Origin of the sequence: Pseudomonas sp. LPH60, assembly GCF_030718165.1 — a bacterium.
GTDB classification, from domain to species: domain Bacteria; phylum Pseudomonadota; class Gammaproteobacteria; order Pseudomonadales; family Pseudomonadaceae; genus Aquipseudomonas; species Aquipseudomonas danubii.
Map to the genome: position 1 here is coordinate 549,164 of NZ_JAVAJH010000005.1, position 18,607 is coordinate 567,770.

The following is an 18,607-nucleotide window of genomic DNA, read 5'->3' on the forward strand; positions in this document are numbered from 1 at the left end:
TGGATGATTCGTATATGGACGTACGCAAGCCCTTTGCCCAATGCATTGCCCTGTCGTTGTCGGGGATCCTGTTTCTCAATCCGATCGTCAGCGTCGCCGCCGGCCTGGTCCTGGATCCGGCCGCCGGGGGCAATGCCACCATCGGCGCGGCGGGCAACGGCGTCCCCATCGTCAACATCAATGCGGCCAATGGCAGCGGCTTGTCCCACAACAAGTTCAGCGAATACAACGTCGGCAGTAACGGCCTGATCCTCAACAACGCCACCGGCTCGACCCAGAGCACCCAGCTGGGCGGCTATATCATCGGCAACCCCAACCTCAAGGGGCAGGCGGCGCAGGTCATCCTCAACGAAGTCACCGGCAGCAACCGCAGCAAGCTGGCGGGGTACACCGAGGTGGCCGGACAGGCTGCCCGGGTGATCGTCGCCAACCCCCATGGCATTACCTGCAACGGTTGCGGCTTCATCAACACCCCGCGCGCCACCCTGACCACCGGCAAGCCGATTATCGAGGGTCAGAAGCTCGATCGCTTCCAGGTCGATGGCGGCGATATCAGCATTGAAGGTGCCGGCCTCAACGCCAGCAATATCGATCAGTTCGACCTGATCACCCGCAGCACCAAGCTCAACGCCAACCTGTATGCCAAGAACCTCAACGTCATCACCGGGCGCAACGACGTCAAGGCCGATGACCTGAGCGTCACCGCCCGGGACGCCGATGCCAGTGCCAAGCCGGAACTGGCCATCGACAGTGCGGCCCTGGGAGGCATGTACGCCGGGGCCATCCGTCTGGTGGGCACGGAGAAGGGCGTGGGTGTGAACATGTCGGGGGAGATGGCGGCCAGCACCGGTGACATCCAGATCGACGCCAACGGCAAGGTCACGGTGGCCGGCATGGGCGCCAACCAGGCGATCGCGATCAAGGCCCAGAGCATCGACCTCAAGGGCAAGGCCTATGCCGGGACCGAAGCGACCCTGCAGGCCAAGGAGCAGATCGAGGTGGGCACCAGTCTGGCGGCCCGGGATCAGGTGCGGGTGGTGGACGCCGGGCAACTGGTCAACCACGGCATCATCGAGGCCGGGGTCAACAGCGACAACAGCCGCAACGATCAAGGCGTGGTCAAGCTGAACGCCGACAACCTGGAAAACCGCGGCGATGTGCTGGCCAGCCGCTCTCTGCAACTGACCGCGCGGCAGACCCTGAGCAACCAGAACGGTGTGATCCAGGGGCCCAAGGTCGAGGTCAAGGCCGCACGCCTGGTCAACCAGGGCGGGCAGGCCCGAGTGCTGGCGCACAATGAGCTGGTGCTCACCACCCCGGCCATTGCCAACCTGGAAGGCCTGATCCGCTTTGGCGACCGGCAGGCGGCAACCCTGACCCTCGACAGCCTGAACAACAACGGCGGACGCCTGGAAGTGGCGGGTGCCGACCTGACCCTCAACGCCCGTGAGGTCAGTAACCAGAAGGGTTCGATGGTCGCCGACCAGGTTGCGATCAGCGCCCAGCGGCTGGACAACCAGCAGGGCCTGATCGGGGCCAGCCAGGGCAGCGCCACGTTCAAGACCAGCGAGCAGTTGAACAACAATGGCGGCCGGCTCCAGGCCCAGACCCTGCTGGAAACCCAGGGTGGGGAGTTGCTCAATCAGGGCGGCAAGCTGCTGGCCGACCAGATCAAGGTGACCGGCAAGCGCCTGGACAACAGCCAGAAGGGCCTGGTCAGCGCCGAGAAGGGCGCATTGCAAGTGAACCTCGATCAGGACCTGGTCAATGCCGATGGCAAGTTGCAGGCCACTTCGCTGCTGAACCTCAAGGCCGGCAGTGTGGACAACCGCGGCGGTACCCTGATCGCCCCGCAACTGACCCTCAACAGCAGCGGCAAGCTCGGCAACCAGGGCGGCACCCTCACCGCCGACGCGCTGGAGCTGCACACCGCGGACATCGACAACCAGGGCGGCCTGCTGCAGGGCAAGGACAACCTGCTGCTGGACGCCCGGGACCTGGCGAACAACCAGGGCCAGGTCATCGCCGACGTGCTGAGCGCCAACCTCGACAGCCTCAGCCAGAACCAGGCCGGGGTGTTGAGCGCCGAGACCGGCAAGCTCACGCTGACGGTCAAGCAGCACCTGAACAATGCCCTGGGCCACCTGCAGGCCAAGACCGGTGACGTGCAGATCGTCTCGGGCAGCCTGAACAACCAGGGCGGTGTGGTGGTGGGCAATCACTTGCTGCTGACCAACACCGGCCTGCTGGATAACCGTGGTGGGCAATTGGCCGGTGATCAGTTGACCGTCAGCACCCAGCGTCTGGACAACCAGGCGTCGGGCCTGCTGGCGGCCGGCAGCGATGGCCTGCAGTTGACCTTGACGGCTGACGGCGCGGCACCGGGGCAACTGCTCAACAGCCAGGGGCGCCTGCAAAGCGACGGGCACCTGCAGATCAACGGCGGTCAACTGAACAACAGTGGCGGTGTGCTGCTGGGCCGCAGTGTCGGGCTTGATACCTCCGGCCTCGACAACAGCGCCAAGGGCGCGGTGGTGGCCAGTCAGGGGGCGCTGGATCTGAAGCTCAACCACGGCACACTGAACAACAACGCCGGGGTCATCGACGCCGGTGAACAGGCGCTGCGGGTGACCCAGGGCGGGCAATTGGACAACCAGGGCGGCACCCTCAAGGGCAAGCGCCTTGAGGTCGAGGGCGCAGCCCTGGATAACCGCCAGGGACAACTGCTGGCCGGCAGCGACGGTTTGAACCTGGTGGCCGGCGGCCTGAACAACGCCCAAGGGATGATCCTGGTCAAGGACGGCCACGGCGAAGTGGCGCTGGGCCAAGGCACTCTGGACAACCGTGGAGGCACCCTGCAGGGCGCGACCCTGGGAGTCACTGCCGGGGCTGTGGATAACAGTGCCCTGAACGGCAAGGCCGGACTGATCAGCAGCCAGGCCGGAGCGCTCAAGCTGGTGGTCGATCGCCTCACCAACCAGGCGGGCAAACTCTACGCCAATGGCCTGCTCAGCAGCACCGGGCAGACCCTGGACAACCGCTTTGGCGGCGAAGTCAGCGCCCGGCAGTTGGACTTGAACGTGGCGGCCAACCTCTACAACCAGGGCGGGCTGGTGGAGTCGGGCAGCTCACTGCTGCTGGTGGGCGGCAACCTGGACAATAGCGCCGGGGGCCGGGTACGGGCGCTGGCTGGCGAGCAAAGCCGTATCACCCTGGGCGGCGTGCTGAACAACCAGGGCGGCACCCTGGCCCTGGGCTCCAGCGCCTTTGCCCTGAATGCCGGGCAGCTGAACAACATCGGCGGCAGCATCGAGCACGCCGGCGGCGGCTTGTTCAAACTGGACCTGGGGGCGCTGTCCGGCTTCCAGGGACGGATCACCGGCCTGGGCCATGGCGACTGGGATGTGGCTGCGGTGGATCGCAGCGGTCTGATGCAACTCAACGGTACGCTGGACCTGAGCACCGGGGGCGACCTCAACCTGAGTGCCGGCGACCGCATCGCTAGCGCCAGCGGCCTGCGAGTGGGCGCGGCGACCCTGAACAACGCCGGGGAGCTGGCCAGTGACGGTTACCTGACCCTGGACCTGGGGGGCAACCTGAACAACAGCGGCCTGCTGTCGTCCCGGGGCAAGCTCACGGTAGGGGCCGGCGACCTCAACCAGTACGGCGGTCGCATCGCCAGTGGCGGCGACAGCGAACTGAACCTGCGCGGCACCCTGGACAACCTGGGGCGCCTGATCGCCAGCCAGAATCTCTATGTGTCCGCGGCGCAGATCAACAACCGCGGCACCCTCGGGGCCCTGGGGCAGATGCAACTGCGCTCCGGCAACGGCATCACCACCTCGGCCGACACCCTGATCTACAGCGGCGGCGACATGCTCCTGCGGGGCAATACTCTGAGCAACAGCTATGGCGATCTCTACAGCGCCGGCAACCTCAGTTTTGCCGCCCTCGACGGTGGCCGCGCGGCCCTGCTGAGCAACCGCTCCGGGACCATCGAAAGCGAGGGCGACATGAACCTCAACGTGGCGTTGCTGCAAAACGCCATGGACAAGTACCAGGTCGGCGAAACCATCACCCAGCGCAACATCGTGATCAATTGCACCGACTGTTCCGGCGATCACCACACCGCCACTTACATCGTTAACACCACCTATGAAGGCACCATGGGCGAGCACTCCGCCGGTGCCCGCCTGGTGTCCAACCGTGACCTGACCATCAATGCCGACACAGTGGAGAACGACCAGAGCCTGATCGCCGCCAACCGCGATGTTTCCATTACGGCCAACAATCTCTACAACCGCGGCCTGACCCTGGACAAGCGGGTCGACAGCATCAGCTATTTCCTGCATGGGGTTTCCCAGGGCGCGTTCCGCGCCGCGGAGCGGGCGACCATCGCCTGGAACGCTGCCAACGCCAATCGCGCGCCGGGCCAGCAGGACCCGTTGCCGACAGAGGTGACCCAGTACCCGATCTACGAACCCGCCAGCCACACGGTGATCACTCCGGGCACCCAGACTGCCTACGCTTCCACCCTGCAGGCCGGCCAGCGCCTGCACCTGCAGGTCAGCGGCACTATCGAGAACGGCGTGCAGACCGAACAGAGCCGCGCCCAGCTCACTGGGCAGACGCTCCAGAACAACCTGGCCCAGGTGGGCGGCCAGGTGATTACAGTCAACGCGCAAAGCTCCGCCGCTGCCAATCAGGTGGCCAAGGATGTGCAGCGCATCGAAAAGGTCGCCGCCGACGGCACCACCCAAGTCAGCTTCGTGCCGGTGGACTTCTCCGGCGTACCGTTCGCTGCCGTGGACCCGACCTCTCTGTCGAGTTTCCGCGTACCCCAGGGCGAGTACGGCCTGTTCGTCAAGAGCCAGAATCCCCAGGGCCGCTACCTGATCGAGACCAACCCGACCTTCACCGACCTGTCGCGCTTCATGAGTTCGGACTATATGCTCGGCCACCTCAACTACAACACCGACCAGACCTGGCGCCGCCTGGGCGACGGCCTGTATGAAACCCGCTTGATCCGCGATGCGGTGCTGGCCCAGACCGGGCAGCGCTTCCTCGCGGCAGGGCTGACCAGTGATTACGACCAGTATCGCTATCTGATGGACAACGCCATCGCTTCCAAGGACCAGTTGCAGCTCAGCGTCGGCGTGTCCCTGACCCCGGCCCAGGTGGCCTCGCTGACCCACGACATCGTGTGGATGGAAACCCGCGAAGTGCAGGGCGAGAAGGTGCTGGTGCCGGTGCTGTACCTGGCTCAGGCAGAAACCCGCAACCTGCGCGGCGGCAGCCTGGTGCAGGGGCGCGACATGACCCTGATCGCCGGTGGCGACCTGAGCAACGTTGGCACCCTGCGGGCCAGCAACGACCTGAGCGTGAATGCCGGCGGCAGCCTGTACCAGGGTGGCCTGATCGAAGCCAACGAGCGGGTCAGCCTGATGGCCCAGGACAGCGTGCGCAACGCCCTGGCCGGGGAGATCCGCGGCAACCAGGTCAGCGTCACCTCGATCAAGGGCGACATCATCAACGACCGCACCGCGGTGGCCGTCGGCTACGGCTCGGGCAGTCGGACCATCCTTGACCAGGGCAGCCAGATCACCGCGCGCCAGCAGCTCGACCTCAGCGCCGGTCGCGACCTGAGCAACCTCGGCCAGCTCGCCAGCGCCGGGGATGCCAAGCTCAGCGCTGGTCGTGACATCGATTTACTGGCGGTGCAGGACCATACATTCACCCAGAGCGCGATCCGTCGCGGCCTGGTGACCCACGACACAGTGCAGACCCTGGGCTCCAGCGTGACCACCGGCGGCAACCTGCAACTCAATGCCGGGCGCGACCTGGCGGTGGTGGCGAGCAAGGTTGATGCCGGCCATGACCTGTCCCTCAACGCCAAGCGCGACATCGTCATCGCCTCGGCCCAGGACGAGCAGTCCTCGACCTCCTACCAGAAGAAGAAAGGTTCCTGGGGCAAGAGCAAGACCACTCAGAGCGCCGACTCCTCGACCACCAACGTGGCGTCCGAAATCAGCGCCGGGCACGACCTGATGGTCAACGTCAGCCAGGACAAGGACGGGCGCATCAGCCTCAATGGCGGGCGCGACGTGACTGTAGTCGGTAGCCAGCTCAAGGCCGGCAACGACCTGCTGGTGGGGGCCACCCGTGACGTGAGCCTGGTCTCGGCCCAGGAGCAGCAGGACAGCTCCTACAGCCAGAAGAAGAAAGGCAGCTTCGGCCTGAACAAGAGCGGCAACAGCCGCACTTCCAGCAGCACCACCCAGGTGGGCAGCGAGCTCAGCGCCGGTAACGACGCGGTGGTGATCGCCGGCACCAACGTCAATCTTTCGGCCAGCTCCATCGAGGCCAAGCGCGATGCCGAAGTGCGCGCCGGGCTGATCGACAAGAATGGCGACATCAACCTGATGGATGCAGCCAACACCTCCAGCAGCCAGAGCGAGAAGTACAAGAGCAAGGTGGGGCTTTCCAGTTCCGGCAGCTTCACTTCGATTGCCTCGGCGAAGAAGTCGGGGCAGGAAAACACCCAGTCCCAGAGCGTTGGCAGCGTGGTCAGCGGCGGGCGTGACACCACCCTGCAGGCGGCCCGCGACGTCAATATGATCGGCAGCACGGCGGCGGCCGAGCGCAACCTCAACGTGGGGGCGGGCCGCGACGTCAACGTGCTGGCTGGCAGCAACAGTTCGGACCAGAGCAACTGGAAATCCGAGAAGCATGTGGGGCTGTCCCTGGAGAGCGATCGCAACGGCGTCACCGCGTTCCTGGGCAGCGAAGCCCTCAAGCAGAAGTCGCGCAATGCCGAGCAGACAGTGGCGCCGAGCCAGTTGCTGGCCGGGCAGGATGCAACCATCAAGGCCGGGCGTGACCTGACCCTGGAAGGCTCGCGGGTGGATGCCGGGCGCGATATCAACCTGCAGGCCGGGCGCGATATCAGCATCGATGCCGGCAAGCAAACCTCGATCGAGGAACGCAGCAAGAGCCGTGATCGCAATGGCCTGACGGTCAACGTCAGCCACAACTACGGCAACACCATGGATGCGATCAAGGGCACCGGCAAAGGCGAGGACAACACCAGCAAGGCCTCCAGCGTGCTGAGCACCGTGGATGCGATCAACCAGTTCACCTCGGGCCCGACCACCGCGACCCACTTCGGCACGGCCAGCCAGTCCAGCAGCTCGCGCCAGGAAGTGCACAGCAACAGCCCTGCCAGCCTCGGTGCCGGACGGGACATCAGCGCCGTGGCCGGCAATGACATCAACATTCGTGGCGGTCAGTTCGACGCCGGGCGCGACATCACCCTGGTGGGGCGCGACATCAATGTGGATGTGGCCCGCGGCTCGATTTCCGAAGAGAGCAAGAGCGCCCGCAGCCAGGGCGGGATCAACGGCCAGAGCGGCGGCGGCAGTGCCCGTGCCGGTATCGGTGGCAGCAACGGTGTGGCCAGCGAGCAGATGAGCCAGGGCACCAACACCCCGTCGGTGTTCCTCGCCGGGCGCGACGTCAGCCTTGAGGCGCGCAACAACCTGACCCTGATCGGAACCCAGGTCCAGGCCGGGCGCGATATCGACCTGGGGGCCGGCAACGACCTGACCATCCGCGCTGCGCAGAACGATTCCAGCAGCGAGTCCAGCCGTCACAGCGGTGGAGGCGAAGTGGGCCTGGCGGTGGGTGGCAAGGACTTCATCTCGGTCTATGCCAGCGTCGACATGGGCAAGGGCCAACTGGACCGGGACAACCAGCGGCAACAGAACGCCAACCTGGTGGCCGGCGACCAGCTGCGTTTCAGCAGCGGCAAGGACACCACCATTGCCGGCGCCACCCTGCGCGGCGGAGAGGTCATCGGCCGGGTGGGCGGCGACCTGACCGTGTCCTCGGTGCCGGACACCGGCAAGGTCAGCGGCAAGGAACTGGATGCCAGCGTCACCGTGAGCATCGGCCTGGGCGGCGGTGGCAGCGTCAGTGGCTCCCTGGGCGTGGGCAAGACCACCGGCAAGACCAACTGGGTCCAGGAGCAGACCAGCATCACCGGCAAGAACGGTGTCGACATCCGCACCGAGAAGCACACCCAGCTCGATGGCGCGCTGGTCGCCGCCGACAACGGCAACCTCAAGCTGGACACCGGCACCCTGGGCTTCCGCGATATCTCCGGCCAGGACAAGGAGCACAGCTACTACGTCAACGCGGGCGGCACCTTTGGCTGGGGCGGCGGCGACGGCGCCAAGTCCACCGGCGGCAAGGAGGTGGCCTTCACCAATGACAAGAGCCAGGAAGGCAAGGGCAAGACCGGGGCTTCGGGCTGGAGTGTCAGCGGCTATGACTACCGCAAGGAGCGTGAGCAAGAGGTCCGGGCCACCGTGGGCGCGGGCACCATCACCGTGCGCAACGACGCCAAGACCGGCGCCGACTCCACGGCGGGCCTGAACCGCGATGTGTCCCAGGCCTATGAAATCACCAAGGACAAGGAAAAGCGTACCGACCTGTATGTCTCGCAGTCGTCCCTGGAGTCGGTGAACCACCCGATTCAGACCCTGAACCAGTGGAAGGAGGGGATGAAGAACTATGGCAAGAATGCCTCGGGTATCTTCACCCAGTTTGGTGACCTGAGTAAGGCGGCGGACCAGGTGGTGGCCGACAACCCGTCGTTGCTGCCGCTGGCCTGGATTCCCGGGCTCCTGGAAACCGTGCTCGACAAGGCTGGCAAGTACACCGGTGGCGTCATGCCCGGCGTCGAGAACCATGGTGGCCTGATCACCCAGGTGCCGGCCTTGATCACGGGTGACATGCGCTTCTACCGGGTTGAGACCAAGTACCAGTACGAGTCCGACGGCAAGACCATCAAGGTGGACCCGGTGTCCGGCAAACCGATGATCGAGAACGTGCAGAAGCTGATGGAGATCGAGCGTCCCGATGGTGATGGTGCAGTGTTCACCAACGGCATCCAGAACTCGCTGATGGCGGCATTGGTCAACGGTGCGATGCAGACCGGCTCCGATTCCTTCATGCAGGCCTACAACCCCGAGCACGGGATTCTCGGCGACTTGGTCGAGTCGCTGTGGGATGTGGCGCTGGGCGGGACGGTGCGCTCTGGTAACGCCCAGCAGTTGCACGATTTCTTCCAGGCCGGGATCAAGGATGAGTACAAGCTGGACGTTGCCGGCCACAGCCAGGGCGGTCTGTTGACCTACCGGGCTATTTCCGGCCTGGATTTCAACCTCAATGGCCAGGTCGGGAGCATCCAGTTGTCCGGCGCCCCAGTGGGTTCCAAGAGCTTCTTTGAAGCCGCCGATGCCGCCGGATTCGATATCGGCAACGGCGCCTTCTTCCAGGTCAACCGTCCGGGGTCGAAGACCTTTTTCGGCATGTTGCCGGTCACCGATACCGTGTCGGATCTGCTGGGGCAGAACTTCACGCACTCGTCCGACCCGGTGGCTCGTTTCTTCGGTTCGCTGGCGACCAGCACCTCGTTGATGGGAGTGGATAGCCCGCACTCGAACTACCTGTGTGTTGCCAAGGGCATGTGCGGTGATGCGCCCAATGCGCTGCAGGACCAGTTCAAGAAGAATCCCCGGTACATTGAACCTACGTTCATCGATGCCAATGGCAAGGACACTATCCGCAGATGAGGGGTAGTCCAAGTGTGGTGGTGGGGCTGGCATTGCTGCTCGGGGGATGCCTGAACCTCCCCGCCAAGCCGCAGGAGCGACGCACCGAACAGCGCATGTTGTGTAGCGAAGGGGCCAAGCGAGTGACCTTGCCCCAGCGTTTCTCTTTCGACCTGCCTGAACCGTTCCGGCACACAGAATGCGGTACGCTCATGGGCGGTTTCTACTACGACAGAATCAGCGACAGCCTGTCTGTCGCTACTGAGGGGACCTTCGCCTATGGCGATGTTCAGGTATCGGCGTCCTCGCTGTACATGAAGGTCAGCAGTTTTCTCGACGGTGAGGGTTATGGGCTGATGTATCCCCACGACGCCTTTCTCCAGGGCAAGCTGGCTGCATTGGCTTTGCCCGGCAGTGGTGCCAAACCCCGTGAAGTGGATTGGGTCACCCGGGGCAGCTACCAGTGCCTGCGTTTCTATGAGCACTGGCAGGGGCCTGCTGTGGGGCTCTGGGAGGATGAGGTCAGGTATTGGTGCTGGGAAGGGGAAAGCGGCCTTACTCAACCGTTCTATGTACATGCCGGGCAACGTCTGGCTTTGGGCGCCAAGGGTTACGATCTGGATCGGACCTTTATCCTGCCGTTCTTTGACAGCTTGCAGATCAAGCGTCTGGCACCTTCGGCTCTGGCTCAGGTACAAAGCCGGCTCCAGGCTGTTTGTGCCCGCGGCAAGGCTCGTTATGACCGGGGAAGTGCCTGGGGCAGCGACTATCCGGACAAGCGCCTGACCCTGACACACCTGCACTACTGCGGTTACAACGTGCCGCTGCCCGACCTTTCAGCCCCGCTGCCCCAGGCCAAAAGCGACTGAACCTTCGCCTGTCACAAGACTCAAGTACCCATGTAAGCCCATGCCCTTGGGGCGCCTGCCACTATTCCTCCGGGGTGAAGGCTGGCAGACTGCCGGTCTTTTCCCGCTGTTTGTCTTGAGGCTTTATGCCAGCGTTTTCACAGCGTCATCTGTTGTTCATCAGTTGGATCATCATCTTCGGTGGCCTGTTGCTGGCCTTGCCCATGCGTCTGTTGCCCAGCCTGCTGGCCGGTCTCTTGGTGTTCGAGCTGGTCAACATGCTCACCCCGCAATTGCAGCGGCTGATCGAGGGCCGGCGCGCGCGCTGGCTGGCGGTGGCCCTGCTGGGCACCCTGGTGGTCAGTCTGCTGACCCTGCTGTTCGCCGGAGCCATCAGCTTCCTCTTGCATGAAGCGGAGAATCCCGGGGCTTCGCTGGGCAAGTTCATGGTGGTGGTGGACAAGGCCCGCGGCCAGTTGCCGCCGTTCCTCGACGCCTACCTGCCGGCCAGCGCCGCGGAGTTCCAGGCGGCCATCGGCGCCTGGGCCAGCAAGCACTTGAGCGAGTTGCAGCTGGTGGGCAAGGACGCGGCGCACATGTTCGTGACCCTGCTGATCGGCATGGTCCTGGGGGCGATCATCGCCCTGCAGCGCATCCCCGACCTGACCAAGCGCAAGCCCCTGGCAGCGGCGCTGTTCGACCGCCTGCACCTGCTGGTCCAGGCGTTTCGCAACATCGTCTTCGCCCAGATCAAGATCTCCCTGCTCAACACCTTCTTCACCGGGATCTTCCTGGCGCTGATCCTGCCGCTGTTCGGGGTCAAGCTGCCGCTGACCAAGACCCTGATCGTGCTGACCTTCCTGCTGGGCCTGCTGCCGGTGATCGGCAACCTGATCTCCAACACCCTGATCACCATCGTCGGTCTGTCGCTGTCGATCTGGGTGGCGGTAGCGGCGCTGGGCTACCTGATCTTTATCCACAAGCTGGAATACTTCCTCAACGCGCGGATTGTCGGCGGGCAGATCAGTGCCAAGTCCTGGGAACTGCTTCTGGCGATGCTGGTGTTCGAGGCCGCCTTCGGCCTGCCCGGGGTGGTGGCGGGGCCGATCTATTACGCGTACTTGAAGAGCGAGTTGAAGCTGGCGGGACTGGTTTGAATCTTGTTCGCCGGCCAGCCGGCTCCTACAACGGTCTGTAGGAGCCGGCTGGCCGGCGAGGCGGTTTCAGCCGTAGCGCTTCTTGGCTTCGATGGCCAGACCGCTGCCGATGCTGCCGAAGATATTGCCTTCCACATGCCGGGCGTTGGGCAGCATGGCTGCCACGCTCTGGCGCAGCGCCGGAATACCGCTGGAACCGCCGGTGAAGAACACCGTGTCGACCTGGGCCACACCAACATTGGCATCGCTCAGCAGTTGGGTGACGCTGGTGCGGATGCGCTCCAGCAAACCGTCGATGGAGGATTCGAACAGGGCCCGGCTCAGGTCGACGCTGAGGTCGCGCTCGATGCGGTCCAGGGCCACCAGGCGGTTCTCGGCGTGGGTCAGCTGGATCTTGGTTTCTTCCACTTCCATGGCCAGCCAGTGCCCGGCGCGCTGTTCGATCAGCTTGAACAGACGGTCGATGCCGCCGGTGTCCTCGATGTCGTAGCGCATGCTGCCCAAGGCCAGCTGGGACTTTTGCGAGTACACCGAGTTGATGGTGTGCCAGGTCGCCAGGTTCATGTGGTGGCTGGTGGGCATGTAGGCGCCGCTCTTCATCCGGCTGCCGTAGCCGAACAGCGGCATCACGCCCTGCAGGCTCAGTTGCTTGTCGAAGTCGGTACCGCCGACGTGCACGCCGCCAGTGGCGAGGATGTCGTCGTGACGGTTGTCGACGCCACGGCGCTCGGGGGACAGGCGCACCAGGGAAAAGTCCGAAGTACCACCGCCGATGTCGACGATCAGTACCAGCTCTTCGCGTTCGATGGTGGATTCGTAGTCGAAGGCCGCGGCGATGGGTTCGTACTGGAAGGACACTTCCTTGAAGCCGATCTTGCGCGCCACTTCCACCAGGGTGTCTTCGGCTTCCTGGTCGGCGGCGGCATCGTCATCGACGAAGAACACCGGGCGGCCCAGTACCACTTGCTCGAATTCCCGACCGGCGGTGGCTTCGGCGCGGCTTTTCAGCTGGCCGATGAACAGCCCCAAGAGGTCCTTGAACGGCATCGCGGTGCCCAGCACGCTGGTGTCGTGCTTGATCAGCTTGGAGCCCAGCAGGCTCTTCAGCGAGCGCATCAGCCGGCCTTCGTAGCCTTCCAGGTATTCGTGCAACGCCAGGCGGCCGTACACCGGACGGCGCTCCTCGATATTGAAGAACACCACCGAAGGCAGGGTGATCTTGTCGTCCTCCAGGGCGATCAGCGTCTCCTCGCCGGGGCGCAGCCAGCCGACGGTGGAGTTGGAGGTACCGAAGTCAATGCCGCAGGCACGGGCCGGGGTGGCGTTGTTCATGTCTTTGGATCCGGTGAAAAAAACGGCCGCGAAGCGTACGCCAGTCCTCGCGCGTTGCAAAGGCCGACTATCTGCTAAATCACCCCCTGTCGTGCCTTGAAAGACTATCCTTGACCCCCAAACTTGCAGGCATGGGCCGAGCAGCCACCAGGGATCACAAGATCCGCCCGCGGCTGCCGATAAACTTCTGATGCGCCGTTCAGTCAGAGGATTGAGATTGATCAATTCTCATGCTGCCAGACCGAGCATGCTGTGCTGCACGCCGCGCGACTTTGATAACGGATGGTGATTCCCTCGATGGACTTCAAAGACTATTACAAGATTCTCGGCGTGGAGCCGACGGCGGACGACAAGGCGATCAAGGCCGCCTATCGCAAGCTGGCGCGCAAATACCACCCCGACGTCAGTAAGGAAAAGGATGCCGAGGCCAAGTTCAAGGATGCCTCGGAAGCCTATGAAGCGCTGAAAAGCGCCGACAAGCGCGCCGAGTACGACGACCTGCGCAAGTACGGCCAGCACGGCCAGCCGTTCCAGGGGCCACCGGGCTGGCAGAGCCGTGGCGGCTTTGGTGGCGGTGACGGTGGGGACTTCTCGGACTTCTTCAGTTCGATCTTTGGCAACCGGGGGCCAGGATTCGGCGGCCCGGAGCAGCGCCGCAGCAGCGGTCGTCGTGGACAGGATGTGGAAATGGAACTGCCGATCTTTCTTGAAGAAACCCTGTCGAACGAGTCGAAGAAGATCAGCTTCCAGGTGCCGCAATACAACGCCAACGGGCAGCACGTCAGCAACACCAGCAAAAGCCTGAACGTGAAGATTCCGGCCGGGGTCACCGACGGCGAGCGCATCCGCCTCAAGGGCCAGGGCGCGCCGGGCGTGGGCGGCGGGGCCAATGGCGACCTGTACCTGACCATTCGTTTTGCGCCCCATCCGAAATTCGATGTCGAAGGTGAAAACCTGATCATCACCCTGCCGCTGGCCCCTTGGGAGCTGGCGTTGGGCACCGAGGTGGCGGTCCCGACCCTGACCGGCAAGATCAATCTCAAGGTCCCGGCCGGCAGCCAGAACGGCCAGCGCATGCGCGCCAAGGGGCACGGTCTGCTGAACAAGGCCGGCCAGCGTGGCTACCTGTTCGTCCAGCTCAAGGCGGTGATGCCCAAGCACACCGGCGACGACGTCAAGGCGTTGTGGCAGGAACTGGCGAAGAAGGCGGCGTTCGACCCCCGGGAAAATTTCTGATTCGACACTAGGAGGCGCTGATCATGAGCACCCTGATCGTTCAGCTGGACATGGAAGAGTTCTGTGAAGTGGCCGACCTGTCGGCGGCCTACGTGATCGAAATCGTCGAACACGGCATCCTCGAACCCCAGGGGACGGCGCCCAAGGACTGGCGCTTCAATGATGTCGAACTGGCCCTGGCCAAGCGCGCGGCGAAGTTGCGCCGCGACCTGGACCTGGAGTGGGAGGGCGTCGCCCTGGCGTTGGACCTGCTGGACGAGGTGCGGCAACTGCGGGCGGAGAACCAGATGCTCAAGCAGCGCCTGGGCCGCCTGCTGCTGGACTGATGTCCCATGGCCTGACGGCCTGACGGCCTGACGGCCTGACGGCCTGACGGCCTGTAGCCGCTGCCGAGCGCCAGCGAGGCTGCGACCGGGCGCGCAGCGGCCGTAAAAACAGGCAGCTGCGGCGTGTCAGGAAAAGCAGGTTGCGAGGACTGCGTCCTCGTTCGCAGCTTCGCTGGCGCTCAGCAGCGGCTACAGAGGGCAGCAGCAGTTATAGCGTGCCTCAGGCGCGGGAGACCCGCGGCAGGGTGACGGTGAAGGTGGTGCCGTCGCTTTCGTTGGAGCTGACCTCGATGCTGCCTTGGTGCGCGGTCACCACTTCCTTGACGATGAACAACCCCAGGCCAAGGCTGGTGCTGGTGCTGCCCAGTTCCTCATCGGCACTGCGCACCAAAGGATCGAACAGGGTGCCCAGGGCTTCCTTGGGAATCGGCGTGCCGTAATTGTGCACGGTCAACAGCACCTGTTCCGCACCGCCGGTAATGGTCACGGTCACGGTACGGCGGTTGCTGCCGTGCTGCAGGGCGTTGCCGATCAGGTTCTGCAGCATCTGTTCGATACGTCCCCGGTCCCAGATGCCATGGCTGTCACCTTCGAAGCTCAGTAACGGCGTGCAATCGGGCTGTCCGGCGCAGGCTTCGTCCATGGCGGCCTTGGCGGCGCTGGCCAGGTCCATGGGCGCGGGGTCGATGGGCAGGCCGTTGCCCAGGCGACTGCGGACGAACTCCAGCAAATCGCTGACCATGGCGCCCATGTGTCGAGTGCCGGTCTTGATGCGTGAGACAAAGGCCTGGGCGTCGCCATCCAGCGGCACTTTGCGCGCCAGCATCTCGGTGGACATGCTCACCGCCTGCAACGGTGCCCGCAGGTCGTGGCCGAGAATCGCCAGGAAGATGTCCCGTGAGCGGCTGACCTGCTCGGCATAGGCACAGGTGGACTCGGCCAGGGCTTCGTCGATGGCCTCGTTGAAACGGATCATGTCCTGCAGGTGTTCCAGGTCCGGGGTTACCAGGCTGGCGACCCACAGACGGATCACACAGGCCCGCAGGTGGCGGAACTCGGACGTCATCTGCACCAGATCGAAACCCACGTGATGGCGCAGTTCGCCATGGCTGGCGGCGGCCGCATCCAGGCTCGGGGATTTCTCCGGGCCTTCGCCCCTGGCCTTGGCCAGCTGTTCACCCGGGCTCTGGGTGATGCGCATGTCCCGGGCGGCCGCCAGCAGGATCGAGGTGGCGTGATCCCGCAGGTCGCTGCGGGTCAGAGTGTCCGCGGCCAGGGTCCTGGCAAATTGTTCCCATTCATCAACGATTCGATCAACGTGCTGCACGATGAAATCGGACAGGCGCATAGCCGGGCACCTTATTGGGCAGAGAGTGGAAAACCGACACGCATCTTAGCGCCTTATCCACGGCTTCAACATCGTGCCTGCCCAGTGGCCGGACACGCCTCAGAACAGGAAGTAACGCTGGGCCATGGGCAGCACATCCGCCGGTTCACACCACAGCAGTACACCGTCGGCCTTGACCTGATAGGTCTGCGGGTCGACCTCGATGTTCGGCAGGTAGTCATTGTGGATCAGGTCGCTCTTTTGCACGGTGCGACAGCCCTTGACCACGGCGATGCGCTTCTTCAGCCCCAGTTGCTCCGGTACGCCGGCGTCCAGTGCGGCCTGGCTGATAAAGGTCAGGCTGGTGGCGTGGCGGCTGCCGCCAAAGCTTGCGAACATCGGCCGGTAGTGCACCGGTTGCGGGGTCGGGATCGAGGCATTGGCGTCACCCATCAGGCTCGCGGCAATGGCCCCGCCCTTGAGGATCAGGGTCGGCTTGACCCCGAAAAAGGCCGGGCGCCAGAGCACCAGGTCGGCCCATTTGCCTACTTCGATAGAGCCCACCTCATGGCTGATGCCGTGGGTGATGGCCGGGTTGATGGTGTACTTGGCGATGTAGCGCTTGACCCGGAAGTTGCTGTTGCCCGGGCCGTCGCCCGGCAGCGGACCGCGCTGGCGGTGCATCTTGTCGGCGGTCTGCCAGGTGCGGGTCACCACTTCGCCGACCCGGCCCATGGCCTGGCTGTCGGAGCTGATCATCGAGAACGCCCCCAGGTCATGGAGGATGTCTTCGGCGGCGATGGTCTCGCGGCGGATGCGGCTCTCGGCAAAAGCCACGTCCTCGGCGATGCTCGGGTCCAGGTGGTGGCAGACCATGAGCATGTCCAGGTGTTCGTCGATGGTGTTGCGGGTGAAGGGCCGGGTCGGGTTGGTGGAGCTGGGCAGCACATTGGCGAAGCCACAGGCCTTGATGATGTCCGGGGCATGGCCGCCGCCGGCACCTTCGGTGTGGTAGGTGTGGATGGTCCGGCCCTTGAAGGCGCCGAGGGTGGTTTCGACGAAGCCGGATTCGTTCAGCGTGTCGGTGTGGATCGCCACCTGCACGTCGTACTCATCGGCCACGCTCAGGCAGTTGTCGATACTGGCCGGGGTGCTGCCCCAGTCCTCGTGCAGCTTGAGGCCGATGGCCCCCGCCTTGACCTGCTCGATCAAGGGCTCCGGCAGGCTGGCGTTGCCCTTGCCGGTAAAACCGATGTTCATCGGGAAGGCGTCCGCGGCCTGGAGCATGCGCGCCATGTGCCAAGGCCCGGAGGTGCAGGTGGTGGCGTTGGTCCCGGTGGCCGGCCCGGTGCCGCCGCCGATCATGGTGGTGACGCCGCTCATCAGTGCCTCTTCGATCTGTTGCGGGCAGATGAAGTGGATATGGGTGTCGATGCCGCCGGCGGTGAGGATCATGCCTTCACCGGCGATGACCTCGGTGCTGGCGCCGATGGCGATGGTCACATCGGGCTGGATATCCGGGTTGCCGGCCTTGCCGATGGCGGCGATGCGCCCGTCCTTCAAACCGACGTCGGCCTTGACGATGCCCCAGTGATCGATGATCAGCGCGTTGGTGATCAGGGTGTCCACCACATCGCAGGCCAGCAGTTGGCTCTGGCCCATGCCATCGCGGATCACCTTGCCGCCACCGAACTTCACTTCTTCACCGTAGGTGGTGAAGTCCTGCTCGACTTCGATCCACAGCTCGGTGTCGGCCAGCCGTACCTTGTCGCCCACGGTAGGGCCGAACATGTCGGCGTAGGCCTCACGGGAAATCTTCATCGCAGCTCCTTACAGAAACAGGTCTTGTAGGAGCCGGCTTGCCGGCGAAGGGGCCCGAAGACCGCATTCGCCACCAAGCTGGCTCCTATGTGCGTAGGGTCGAGGGCTCAGAGGTCGCCCATGATGCGTCCGGCAAAGCCGAACACCCGGCGCTTGCCGGCCAGATCCACCAGTTCCACTTCCCGGGTCTGTCCCGGTTCGAAGCGCACCGCGGTGCCGGCGGCGATGTTCAGGCGCATGCCGCGGCTGGCGGCGCGGTCGAAGGTCAGGGCGTCGTTGGTTTCGAAAAAGTGATAGTGGGAGCCGACCTGGATCGGCCGGTCGCCACTGTTGGCCACGCTGAGGGTCAAGGTGCGGCGCCCAGCATTGAGTTCGATCTCGCCGGGCTGGATCTGGTATTGGCCAGGAATCATAGGGGTTGTCCCAGGGTCTTGAAGTAGATGGCGGTGGCGGTGTAGGTGCCGTCCGGGCTCTGGCAGTAGTTAGGCAGTTCGCCGACCCGGGTGTAGCCCAGGGAACGGTAGAAGTCCTCGGCCGCCGACCCAGCCTCGGTGTCCAGGTACAGCAGCCCGCGCTTGTGCTGGCGGGCGGCCTGCTCCAGGGCGTTCATCAGTTGCTGGCCCAGGCCACGGCGCCGGGCGCTGTGCAGCACCTGGAGCTTTTGCACCTCGGCGCGATTGCGCCCATTGGCCTTCATGCACAGCGCCAGCTGCACGCTGGCCAGGACCTTCTCATCGTGAACCACCACCCACAGCATCAGGCTGCCGTCCTCGACGCCTGCCTGCACGCTGCCGAGGTAGTCCCGGGCCTGGCTGTCGTCCAGATCGGCCATGAAGCCGATGGACGCGCCGTGGTGCACCGAATCCAGCAGCAGGTCGATCAATCCTTGACGGTAATGGGCAAAGCTTTCTCCATGGACTCGGCGCAGTTGGGCGGCGTTCAT

The 18,607-nt window shown here is 64.4% G+C and carries 10 protein-coding genes; 5 read left to right on the forward strand and 5 right to left on the reverse strand.

The annotated features are described in order from the left end of the window. Positions 1 to 14 precede the first annotated feature (14 nt). The 3 genes from Q8O96_RS20975 to Q8O96_RS20985 all read left to right on the forward strand — a co-directional run bounded on the left by Q8O96_RS20975 (position 15) and on the right by Q8O96_RS20985 (position 11,622). Positions 15 to 9,638 carry a hemagglutinin repeat-containing protein gene (locus Q8O96_RS20975; protein ID WP_305949325.1) on the forward strand — a complete coding sequence of 3,208 codons (9,624 nt, stop codon included), beginning with the start codon at positions 15 to 17 and terminating at the stop codon, positions 9,636 to 9,638. Next, positions 9,635 to 10,486 carry a hypothetical protein gene (locus tag Q8O96_RS20980; RefSeq protein WP_305949326.1) on the forward strand — a complete coding sequence of 284 codons (852 nt, stop codon included), beginning with the start codon at positions 9,635 to 9,637 and terminating at the stop codon, positions 10,484 to 10,486. Before Q8O96_RS20975 ends, Q8O96_RS20980 begins: the two co-directional genes overlap by 4 nt. 125 nt (positions 10,487 to 10,611) lie before the next feature. Continuing rightward, positions 10,612 to 11,622, forward strand: coding sequence for an AI-2E family transporter (locus Q8O96_RS20985; RefSeq protein WP_102862954.1), 1,011 nt, complete (start codon positions 10,612 to 10,614; stop codon positions 11,620 to 11,622). Between the two features lie 66 nt (positions 11,623 to 11,688). Here the strand turns inward: Q8O96_RS20985 and Q8O96_RS20990 are convergent, their stop codons facing one another. Then, a complete protein-coding gene (locus Q8O96_RS20990) occupies positions 11,689 to 12,954 on the reverse strand; it encodes an Hsp70 family protein (protein WP_102862955.1) in 1,266 nt (421 codons plus the stop codon). A gap of 297 nt (positions 12,955 to 13,251) precedes the next feature. Between Q8O96_RS20990 and Q8O96_RS20995 the strand changes: the two genes are divergently transcribed. Both Q8O96_RS20995 and Q8O96_RS21000 read left to right on the forward strand, forming a co-directional pair. After that, positions 13,252 to 14,190, forward strand: a complete 939-nt coding sequence (locus tag Q8O96_RS20995; protein WP_102863062.1) for a DnaJ C-terminal domain-containing protein — start codon at positions 13,252 to 13,254, stop codon at positions 14,188 to 14,190. A gap of 23 nt (positions 14,191 to 14,213) precedes the next feature. Beyond that, positions 14,214 to 14,516 (forward strand): chaperone modulator CbpM, encoded by a 303-nt coding sequence (locus Q8O96_RS21000; RefSeq protein ID WP_102862956.1) that lies wholly within the window; start codon positions 14,214 to 14,216, stop codon positions 14,514 to 14,516. Positions 14,517 to 14,736: 220 nt separating this feature from the next. Here the strand turns inward: Q8O96_RS21000 and Q8O96_RS21005 are convergent, their stop codons facing one another. From Q8O96_RS21005 to Q8O96_RS21020, 4 genes are all read right to left on the reverse strand, one after another. Then, a complete protein-coding gene (locus Q8O96_RS21005) occupies positions 14,737 to 15,864 on the reverse strand; it encodes a sensor histidine kinase KdpD (RefSeq protein WP_102862957.1) in 1,128 nt (375 codons plus the stop codon). A gap of 99 nt (positions 15,865 to 15,963) precedes the next feature. Then, positions 15,964 to 17,664: an urease subunit alpha gene (gene ureC, locus Q8O96_RS21010; protein ID WP_102862958.1), complete on the reverse strand. Its 1,701-nt coding sequence runs from the start codon at positions 17,662 to 17,664 to the stop codon at positions 15,964 to 15,966. Between the two features lie 107 nt (positions 17,665 to 17,771). Then, positions 17,772 to 18,077, reverse strand: coding sequence for an urease subunit beta (locus Q8O96_RS21015; protein WP_102862959.1), 306 nt, complete (start codon positions 18,075 to 18,077; stop codon positions 17,772 to 17,774). Beyond that, positions 18,074 to 18,607 carry a GNAT family N-acetyltransferase gene (locus tag Q8O96_RS21020; protein ID WP_102862960.1) on the reverse strand — a complete coding sequence of 178 codons (534 nt, stop codon included), beginning with the start codon at positions 18,605 to 18,607 and terminating at the stop codon, positions 18,074 to 18,076. Before Q8O96_RS21020 ends, Q8O96_RS21015 begins: the two co-directional genes overlap by 4 nt.